General features: G+C 44.5%; 7 protein-coding genes. All 7 read left to right on the top strand.

The features are described from left to right. On the top strand, positions 1-1,760 hold a 1,760-nt coding region (locus tag AC6CHV_RS16815; protein ID WP_498079278.1), incomplete at its 5' end, for a DUF2334 domain-containing protein. After that, positions 1,753-3,117 carry a glycosyltransferase gene (locus AC6CHV_RS16810; RefSeq protein ID WP_498079277.1) on the top strand — a complete coding sequence of 455 codons (1,365 nt, stop codon included), beginning with the start codon at positions 1,753-1,755 and terminating at the stop codon, positions 3,115-3,117. The genes AC6CHV_RS16815 and AC6CHV_RS16810, both read left to right, overlap by 8 nt. Further along, entirely contained in the window at positions 3,101-4,186 is a 1,086-nt protein-coding gene (locus tag AC6CHV_RS16805) for a hypothetical protein (protein ID WP_498079276.1), read from the top strand. Before AC6CHV_RS16810 ends, AC6CHV_RS16805 begins: the two co-directional genes overlap by 17 nt. A gap of 425 nt (positions 4,187-4,611) precedes the next feature. Then, positions 4,612-5,241, top strand: coding sequence for a GTP cyclohydrolase I FolE (gene folE, locus AC6CHV_RS16800; protein ID WP_121445533.1), 630 nt, complete (start codon positions 4,612-4,614; stop codon positions 5,239-5,241). Between the two features lie 130 nt (positions 5,242-5,371). After that, positions 5,372-6,142 carry an SDR family oxidoreductase gene (locus tag AC6CHV_RS16795; RefSeq protein WP_498079275.1) on the top strand — a complete coding sequence of 257 codons (771 nt, stop codon included), beginning with the start codon at positions 5,372-5,374 and terminating at the stop codon, positions 6,140-6,142. 58 nt (positions 6,143-6,200) lie between these two features. Next, positions 6,201-7,352, top strand: a complete 1,152-nt coding sequence (wecB, locus tag AC6CHV_RS16790; protein ID WP_498079274.1) for a non-hydrolyzing UDP-N-acetylglucosamine 2-epimerase — start codon at positions 6,201-6,203, stop codon at positions 7,350-7,352. A 403-nt stretch (positions 7,353-7,755) separates the two neighbouring features. After that, a complete protein-coding gene (locus AC6CHV_RS16785; protein ID WP_498079273.1) occupies positions 7,756-10,902 on the top strand; it encodes an FIMAH domain-containing protein in 3,147 nt (1,048 codons plus the stop codon). The last annotated feature ends 32 nt before the right edge of the window (positions 10,903-10,934 follow it).

Genomic DNA, 10,934 nt, shown 5'->3' with positions numbered 1-10,934 from the left:
TCGACATGAAAATCATTCCACTACTACTCGCCGTATTACTAATCTGGGACATAGGGACAGGTCTAGCATCCCACAGGGCATTCGCCCAGGATGGGGATAAGGGACCTGTCCCCGTTACCCAGAACCACGATGCCAAATCATCCCACCGGGTGTTAGTGGTATTTTCGTCTCAGACGGGGGAGATGACGGATCAGCAGCGGGTGCTGGATCTTCTTATCGGGCATTTTACTGATGACATAACGTTTAAAAATACGAAAGTGGTACAACCCGAGGATCTCACGAACGTTACACACCTCTTTTATCACGGGCAGGTCAAGGAAACACTGCCGGATAATTTTAAAAATGCACTCACGAATTTTAACGGAACTCTCGTTGCCATCGGCTACAACTCTGAACAGCTTGCGGACCGATTTTCTTTTATGAAGGTCGAAGGAGATGTGTCGGTTTCGAAAATTACGAATGAAACGGACTCCATCAATATTTTTCCGCAGACCATTTCGCAGGTGACAGCGGAGGGCGCAACAACAATTGTGAGAGCAAGTCATGGTGCAGGAAATGAATATCCGTTGTTTCTTAGGAGAAATGAATCGTACTACTATGCTGCACCGATTATCGAGTATACAAAGGCGATTTTCCTTGGAGATGCGCTTCATACGGTCTTTGAGGATGAGCATGCCCGCATTCGCCCGGGCTATATCCGGCTAGAAGACATTCACCCAATGGCGGACCCAAAAAAGGTCATGGAAATCGCTGAGATTTTAAAAGAAAAGCAGATTCCGTATATGGTAGCGGTCATCCCGGTTTATACCAATCCGGATACGGAAAAAGAGTACCATTTTTCAGACTCTCCTAATCTATTAAAAGCGCTCAAATATATGCAAAACAATGGTGGCAGCATTGTGCTCCATGGTTACACCCATCAATTCAATGCAAAAGAGACAGGGGAAGGCTTTGAGTTTTGGGATGTCAATAACAATATGCCAATTTACCATAGGGCAAATGAAGATGCCGTAAAAAAAACGCGCCGTGATTTCGCGACTGATGCTGAATATGAGGCATTCCGAAAAAGACAGCTCGAATTCGAGAGAGATTATATAGAAGAAAAAATTCAGCGCGGGATCGATGAGCTCGTGAATTACGGTTTGTTCCCACTTGCGTTTGAAGCGCCGCACTACACGATGTCGCAAAACGGATACAACGTTTTGTCGGACTACTTTTCAACATACGTCGGTCAAGTCCAGCTCAGTGACGAGAACTGGGAGGTGATGGGGACTGCGCCGGCTGAAACGACGCCAAGTATCTTTAACGGCATGTCCTTGCTGCCTGAAACAATAGGCTTCGTCGACCCTAAGGACCCGAACGCAATTGAAACGATGATCAAGGAAGCGCAACGCTACTCGGTTATGCGCGACGGCTTTGTTGCTGGATTTTACCATCCGTACCTCGGGGTGGAGGGCTTTGAAATGCTTTTAGCCGAACTTGAAAAAATTCCGAATGTCGAGTGGATTGACTTGAAGGAGAGGGTCAATACAGTTCGCTCCGAGAATGTCACGATTGAGTCTGGGGAGGGTCTCGTCAAAGTCGACATCAGTTATAGGGGTCTGTTTGAATCGTCGCCTAGCTATCTGTTATATCGAGTCAAGGACCTTGCGCAACATTTAACATGGGTGTTGGTTGGAGCGGGTGCGCTCGCTGTTGTTCTATTTACACTATATGGACTATTTTTACGATGGAAATGGAGGAGGGGGTATTATGGCTGACACATTTATGTATATTTCCCTCTTTTTGATTTGGTCGATGCTGTTTTACCATATGTTCCTAATGCAGGGTGGATACCTTCACTCGGTCAAGTATCGCAAAAAGGCGCGCGAATGGGAGAAAAATCGCACCCCGTTCCCGAGGGTGAGCATTCTCATTCCGGCGCACAACGAAGAGGTTGTCATCCGCGACACGCTGGAGTCGATGTGCTCATTACGCTATCCGCTCGATCGGCTTGAAGTGATTGTGATTAACGATAATTCAAGTGACCGAACTGGCGAAATTGTTGACGAGTTCACGCGGAATTATGATTTTATAAAAGCCATCCACACGAAGCCACCGTTTGGTGGTAAAGGGAAATCGGCCGCTCTGAACATCGGTTTTGCTCAGGCTACTGGTGACATTATTTGTGTCTATGATGCCGACAATACCCCAGAGCCAGATGCGATCTACTGGCACGCGATTGCGTTAATGAATGATTCTAAGGCAGGTGCAAGTGTCGGGAAGTTTCGGGTCATCAATGCAGGGAAAAACCTTCTAACACGATTAATCAACATCGAGACGCTCACATTCCAGTGGCTCGCCCAAGCTGGAAGATGGTATTGGTTTAAAATGACGACCATCCCGGGGACGAATTTTGCAATCAGAAGATCGATTCTCGAGGAGCTTGGCGGCTGGGATGAAAAGGCGTTGTCAGAGGATACCGAACTCAGTTTTCGTGTCTACAACCTCGGCTATTACATCCGCTTTTTCCCAGAGGCAGTCACCTGGGAACAGGAACCTGAGACGTTACGGGTCTGGTGGCGACAACGCACACGTTGGGCACGCGGCAATCTGTACGTCATCGCAAAATACATGCTCCGCTTTTTTAAGCTCAAAAATAAAAAAGTCGGTGTCGATCTGTTTTACTTTTTCTTTACGTATCTATTATTCTTCGGCGGCGTCATGGTGTCACATGTCATTTTTATTATGAATCTATTTGTTGATTTGAACCTAACGATTGGGTACGTATCGTACGCCTTGTTGATACTTGGATTTTTGCTGTTCGTAACCGAGGGCATTCTCACCCTCAGCATGGAAAAAGACCAACTCAATACGAAAACATTTTTCACCGTCATCCTAATGTACTTCACCTACTCCCAGCTCTGGATTCTCCTCGTCGCCTACTCAACCTTCTTGGAACTAAAGAGAGTCCTTCTCCGCCAAGAAGTGAAATGGTACAAAACAAAGAGATTCGCAGGGGCAGGAGCTGTGGCGGGTGGCTCATCCGGGGCTGCTGTCGGCTCGCGGGACACAGGGACAGGTCCCGCGTCCCAGAAAACTTTGAAGGAAGAGGTTAAAGGTGAAAGTTCAGGTTAAAGGGGTGAGAATATTCGCTGCACTACTCATTATTGTCATTGTTATCGGCATCGCTTTATTATTTTGGAATAATAAATCCTCGTCACCAACACAAACCTTTATTGAAAAATGGCTGACGAACCCGAACGGAACAATTGCGACTTACGTCCTCCCAGACGATGAGTTCGACACCGACCTTGCAAAAGGAAGAGAGGCGCTGTCAGAGTCCCTCGGGCTCTGGATGCAATACGCAATCGTAGTTGATAATCGAAAGCTCTTCGAAAAAGCACACCAGACTTTGATTGCTTATTTTATGGAGGAAGATGGGTTTGTTTATTGGAAGCTCAACGAATTGGGGACGAGTCAGGTCTATACAAATGCGCTTGTGGACGACTTGAGAATCATGGAGGCTTTATTTCAAGCTCAGAGAAAATGGGGCGGGAACTATGGAGTGACCGCTGTGAAAATCGGCGAGTTTTGGAACACCCAGTCCCAGGTTGCCTTTTTAACGGATTATTATGATATACAGTATGGATATAGCGGGGAAACGTTAAGTTTGTCCTATATTGACCCGGTTGCGATTGAGTCAATGTGGGAGCGGGGACTGCTCGATGCGGAAAAGGCTCAACGGACGATTGGAATTTTACGAAAGGCACCTATGAAGGGTGGATTTTATCCAAAATCGTACGGGGCTAGCGGCTATCGTTTCACGGACGAAGTTCATATGGTCGATCAAGGACTGGCAGCCTATCATCAAGCTAAGCTTGGGATTGTGTCGGAAGATTTTTTGGCGTTTGTAAAAAAGGAAATATCAGAGTCAGGAGTGGTTTACGGGCGGTACAAATTGGGGAATGGTCAGCCTACTGTCGAGTATGAATCTCCATCAGTTTACGGATTTTTGTTGATGTATAGTGTGGAAATAGGGGAAAGAGAGTTAGCGGAGAAGATTTATCGTCGGATGATCGCGTTCAGAAATGATGAGAAGGATAGTCCGTATTACGGCGGCTATTCGGTGGACAAGAGCGGGAACACGCATGTGTTTGACAATCTCGTGCCAATGTTGGCGGAGCAGGTGTATTTGGGGAGGTAAGGGAGATTTTTCAGGTGAAAACTGGGCTGTACAGCAGGTTGAATTGGTTTTGAGATTGGGTTTCGCGGACAAATGATGCCTGGCTTAGTTGAATTTGTCTATGAGAGTGGGGCTCAAGGACGAAAATTAGCTTTGTCTTGTAGGATTTGCCTTTGAGATTGGACTTCAAAGACAAAACGGTACTGGGTTTCACAGGTGTTGTCTCAGAGAAAAGGTCTCGAAGACAAAACTGCACCGGGTTTCACGGGAAATGTCTCAGAGACTGAAATACCCAAACGGCCAAGCCTAGGTTAAAACCAAAACTCAAGTTACTTCTTTTAACCAACCTCTCTGTTAGGCAATTAGTCCTTTCGTAGGAAGGAAATCGAGCCCGAAAGGAGAACTACTAGTTTATTAATGCTTATCGACGAAAAGAGGTTCGACACATGTCAATAACAGATGCCGAAAGAAACATAATTGAAAAATTTCCTCGTATATTTGAAGGGAAGCCAGAAAAAATCAAACAAGCTCAGCAAGTCACGGATGGGCTAAAAGGGTTAATCGAACTTTGTGGGGACGACCCGACACGTGACGGGCTCATCGAAACGCCGCAGAGGGTACTCAAAGCATTTCTCGAATACACCGAAGGTTATCAAGAAGATCCTAAGGAACATCTAAAAAAAGTATTTGATGTTGCACACCGTGAGCTTGTGCTTGTAAAAAATATCGAGTTCCACTCCATGTGTGAGCATCACTTTGCACCATTTTTTGGTGTAGCGCATGTTGGCTACATCCCAGACTATAAGGTAACCGGACTTTCCAAGATTGGGAGAATGGTAGAAGGCTATGCGAAAAGATTCCAAGTACAAGAAACACTGACAAACCAAATCGCAGATGCCATCGAAGAAATCCTCCAGCCGCAGGGCACCATGGTGGTTATTGAAGCGAAGCACATGTGTATGTGTGGGCGTGGAATCAGAAAAACAAACTCCGAAACCACAACCACAGCCGTCAGAGGCCAATTCGAGCAGCGCTCAGACGCACGCCTGGAATTCCTAACACTATTAAATCGATAAGGGACAAGTGGGCCGGGGGTTCACGGTGGGCGTGGGTGACTTGGTGGCTTGAGCGCCATGGTTTATAGGGATCCTCGACTCACTGTGGGTCACGGGGACAGGTCCCATCCCAGAAAGGCAGGTGAGATTGGTGAGACATGCGGTTATTACAGCGGGAACGAAGGGTTTAGGCAGAAAAGTAACGGAGGAATTTTTGAAAATGGGTTGCTCGGTAACGGTGAATTACAGGAGTGACGTCGCGCGCGTTGAAGAGCTGAAAAAAGAATGGAATTCTTATTTAGAATGCATTCAATTCGTTCAAGGTGACGTCACGAAAAAGGAGGACATCACCAACATCTTCAACAAAACAATGGACCGCTTTGGCCGAATTGATTACCTTATCAACAACGCTGGACCGTATATTTTTGAACGTAAAAAACTAGTAGATTACGAGGATCACGAGTGGAATGAAATGATAGACGGCAATTTGAGTTCGGTGTTTCATTTCCTCAAACTGACGATTCCTGTGATGCGGAAGCAGCAATTCGGTAGAATTATCACCTATGGCTTTCAGGATGCCGAGAGCTCGCCTGGCTGGATGTATCGAGCGGCCTTCAGTGCTGCGAAGGTTGGCCTTGTTTCGCTTACTAAGTCGATCGCCCTTGAGGAGGCTGAGTACGGAATTACTGCAAATATGGTGTGCCCGGGAGACATCACTGGCGATATGAAAGAAGCCACTATTACCACTGCCCGTAAACGAATAGACCCACAAACCCCAATCGGCCGTCCAGGCACAGGCGAAGATATTGCCAGAATCATAGCCTTTCTCTGCGAGGAAAACTCAGATTTTATCACCGGTAGTGTCATCTCGGCATCGGGCGGAGTGAATGTTGTAAATAAAATAACGGGGCAGGTCCGTTGACCATCTGGACTAAGGACAAGGGACCTGTCCCTGTGTTCCACTAGAAAGGAGCAATGTAATGAACCAAAAAGTGAAGGTGATGACTGTTTTTGGCACGCGGCCTGAGGCGATTAAGATGGCGCCGGTCGTTAAGGAACTTGAGAAGCACCCACATACTATTACCCCAATTGTGACTGTGACGGCCCAGCATCGAAATATGCTCGATCAGGTTTTAGATGCTTTCCAAATTAAACCTCATTATGATTTGGATATCATGCAGGAGCGGCAAACGCTCACCAGCATCACAACTCGAGCCCTCACTGGGATTGATGAAATTTTGAAAAAGGAAAAGCCTGATATCGTCTTAGTTCACGGGGACACGACGACAACTTTTGCAGCGAGTCTAGCCGCTTTTTACAACCAAATCAAAGTTGGACATGTGGAGGCCGGTCTAAGAACCCACAACAAGTACTCTCCGTTTCCGGAAGAAATGAACCGCAAAATGACAACAAGCCTAGCTGACTTTCATTTTGCGCCGACTCAAAAATCAGCTCAAAACCTGCTTGACGAGAATATTCATGACCACCAAATTTTCATTACTGGCAACACCGGCATAGACGCACTAAAAGTAACGGTCAATCCATCCTACGAGCACCCAATCCTGAACAAAATCAGAAGCAATCGCCTTCTACTACTCACAGCCCACAGACGTGAAAACCTTGGCGAACCACTGAAGAATATTTTTAAAGCGATAAAACGAATCACGCAAGTCCATGATGATGTGGAGGTCGTCTATCCTGTCCATCTCAACCCAGCCGTAAAAGATGCCGCAACAACTATACTCGGAAACAATGAAAGAATCCACCTAATCGACCCACTACCCGTACTCGATTTCCACAACTTTGCAGCCAGAACACATCTGATTTTGACTGACTCAGGCGGCATCCAGGAGGAAGCGCCATCGCTCGGCGTACCTGTACTCGTCCTTAGGGACACAACTGAGCGCCCAGAAGGCATTGAAGCCGGAACACTCAAACTTGCAGGAACTGACGAACATTCAATCTTCACACTAGCACACGCACTACTAACAGACCCAATAGAATATGAAAAAATGGCTCGAGCCTCGAATCCGTATGGTGATGGAAATGCAGCAAAAAGAATTGTCCAAGTAATAGTCGACCATTTGAGAAAAAAAGAACCCGCACTTGGGTCAAGGGGACAGGTACATTGACCTAGGTGGGCGAGGAACCTATCTCTGTGTCCCATTAGCCTATCTTCCGAGCAGAGTTGCTCATTGAAGATAGGCTTTTTTATGTGGATAATCATTATTTGAAATTAAAAACTAATAGAAAACTAGGTTGATGTACCTATTATAAGTGCCTAGGACTTATGTAGGAGCTTTAATAACCACCATCTCGACCCCTCCCTCTAGCCTCTCTTAAAGACACCATAAAGACAATTTATCGACTTATTATGGACTGTCCCTGTTAGAAGGTGAACTATATAATTAGTTCAAGACTCGGAATTTTCACCAAGGAGAACACCATCAATTCTTTTTTTAGGGGAGGTATGTGAAGTATTCACAAATGAATACGCTACCATCTTTATTTTTTAAAAACGAAGGGAGATCTACTATGGGGAAAAAACGTTATCGCAAATTGTTCACAAGTTTCCTAATTGCAATGTTAATCACTAGTTTCTTCCAATTCAGTGTAAGTGCTGAAGCAAATCAGGACGAGACGGTGGTTGCAAAATTGAATGGTCGTGGTTTTAAAGAGGTACAGAATTTGGGTACGCCTGCTACAGGTGCTGTTGTGACGGATGCTGTATTTGGGAAAGAGAATGGAGAAGATGTTGTCTACACAACAGCAAATGGAGGATTATTTAATGTCATTGATGTGAAAACCAATACGGTTCTCTTTAATGCGCAACTAGGAAAAGTAAGTCAGGTTTGGACACATATTATTGCTCCTGATGGAACGGTATACATTGCTGGATTGGCAGAAAGCAATGCGGGTGAACTTTGGAGCTATTCACCAGAAACAAAGTCTGTTAAGAATCTAGGGATTCCGGATGCGAGCCATCAATTCTGGAGCAGCACAGTAGACGACCAAGGAAACGTCTATATCGGAACATACAAAGAAAAGGAAGGTAAAATCTTCAAATACGATGTCACTCAGCAAAAATTTATTGATCTCGGAAAAATAGATGCCGAGGGTGACGCGAGTTATGTACGATCGTTGACTTACCACGATGGTTACCTCTACGCGGGCCTTGGGGTTACTGGAAGTGTGTACCGCATCAACACGGAGACTCTAGAAAAAGAAAATATCACGAAAAATGTAGCGGATATCATGGGGAGTACACTTGAAGAAATGCAGTTCGCCTATGATATGGAGGTCGCTGGAAACTACTTATTTGTACGATTTAGTGGTGTGAGTGCGATTTTGCTATATGATTTAACGACGCAAGAGTGGGTTGATCAAGTAATCGGTGGTATAAAAGGCGATGGTTCAGAGGACGACTTCGGAGCTTTTGGATATTCTCAACTAGCTGTGAATGATGGCAAAACATATGTAATTAACGAACGCCATATTTTAGAAGTTGATGTAAACACATTAGAAACAAGGGAAACAGGTATACGTTATCCTGCCGGATGGCGAGGTAGTGCATTCGTTGATTTTAGTAACGATGCCACGGATTTACTACTTGTTACGGTCAAAAGAACTGGAGAAATCATGACAGTGGATTTGGACGCTCAAAAAATCATCGATTTACCTTTAGCGATGAATGGGAATGTGCCGATCGCTTTACATAGTCTTGGACTTGGTCCTGATGGGAACCTGTACATGACGACCTACCCAGGGGGACCAAAAGGGGCAAGGTATAACACGAAAACAGGTGAAGTTACGACGTATTCACAAGGCCAAGCAGAGGGCATGATTGCTGGAAATGGCTCTGATATGTACTTCGGAATTTACTCCGGAGCGTCTATTCAGAAGATGAATACAGATACGCTAGAAGTTGAAACACTTTTTAATTTATATGATGAATATGAACAAGACCGTCCATATATCATGAAATTCGAAAATGAAAAATTGCTAATTGGAACCATACCATACTATCAAAAATTAGGTGGAACGTTTACAATCTATGACCCTATTACAGGTGAAAGAGAGACGCATAGAAATGTAGTCCAAGATCAAAGTATTGTAGGGCTTGCTTATAAAGATGGAAAAATCTATGGATCAACTACCATTCGAGGTGGATTAGACATCGAACCAACTGCCAAAAAGGCAAAAATGTTTGTGTGGGATGTCGCAGGTAAGAAGAAAATAACTGAATTTGAATTAGACTTCCCAGAATTGGATGCACCTCCAATGATAAGCGGGTTAACGTTTGATGAAGATGGATTGTTATGGGGAGCCGTCGATGGAATTTTATTTGCGATGAACCCAGATACGTACGAAATTGTAAAATCGAAGAATCTCTATCCAAATATCAAAAATAGAGGAATGTGGCGACCAGTTCATATTTTATTCGGCGATGATGGCTTGCTGTATACGGATATTGGCGGAAAACTAGCCGTTGTGGATCCGAAATCAGACGACCTCAAGCATGTAAGCTTAATCGAATCAGGACCTGAAGTATCGTTTATCGAACTTGCCTATGATAACGAAGGCAATCAAAATATTTATTTTATCGACGGTGACAGCTATTATTTAAAAATGATTCCTGTCATTGATGGTGGGAAACTACCTGTTGTACCTATTTACGAAACCGTTCCCGTTTCATTTGAAAACGAAGGATTTGAAGGAACAATAGGGGAAAACAATTCGATTCCGGGTTGGTCGTCTTTATTTACCGTAACCAGTAATGTTTCATACGGGGTAACGAATGAAAAGGCCAAGACAGGAAACAATTCTTTAAAAATCACGGATAGATCTCAAAATGAAACCGTATTTGTTGTATCAGATCCGATTCCGGTGACAGCTGGTGTGGAATATACAGGTTCAGTTGAAATGTATTTAGAGGATGGCAGTGCAAGCTTCTTCCTCCGTTATTTCGATGCAACGGGTAAGCAAGTTGGGAAGGATGTGGATGGTGTCAATATCATTCATGTTAGGGGCGGACACAAACAGTGGCAAACCGTTCGTGCAACAGTCACTGCACCTGAAAATGCTGTTTCTGTTAGATTGTTTGGAGGAGCTTCTAACTTCTTTACAACGTCAGGCGCCTATTACGATGACTTCAAACTAACGTTTGAGAGAGAAGTAGTACTAGATAAAGTTGTTATTTCGGCAGAGGATACCCTTCTTCAAGGTAAGGAAATGGAAACTGACCTTTCTGTCCTCCTAACAAATGGAGAACAAGTCGATTTAGGTGAAGTTGATGTGGAATGGGTAAGTAGCTCACTTCAGGTTGCTACAGTAGAGAACGGTAAAATTACCGGTAAAAATGCAGGAACTACGGAAATACAGGCAATCGTGACTTATCAAGATGAAGAATATACGTCTAACACAATTACCGTGACAGTTAATGTAACAACAGCTACATTAGCCAAGCAAATTGGAGAGCTTGCGGAATCAAAACAAATCGAACACTCACTAATGAAACAACTAACAAACCGATTAGAACAAGCCCAGCATCATTATGATAAAGGCGATGTGCAGCAAGCAAAAAAGCACTTGCAAGACTTCACGAAGCACCTAAATAATAGTAATGCTGCGAATGATATTAAAGAAATGCTCAACAACAACGTAAATGCAATTTGGGAATAAGCGGGGCGGGACCTGTCCTCTGTCCCACAAAA

The organism is Ferdinandcohnia sp. GQ5, from assembly GCF_059759275.1.
The sequence above is the reverse complement of the archived record's forward strand: the minus strand, read 5'-3'. Positions and strand labels throughout refer to the sequence as shown.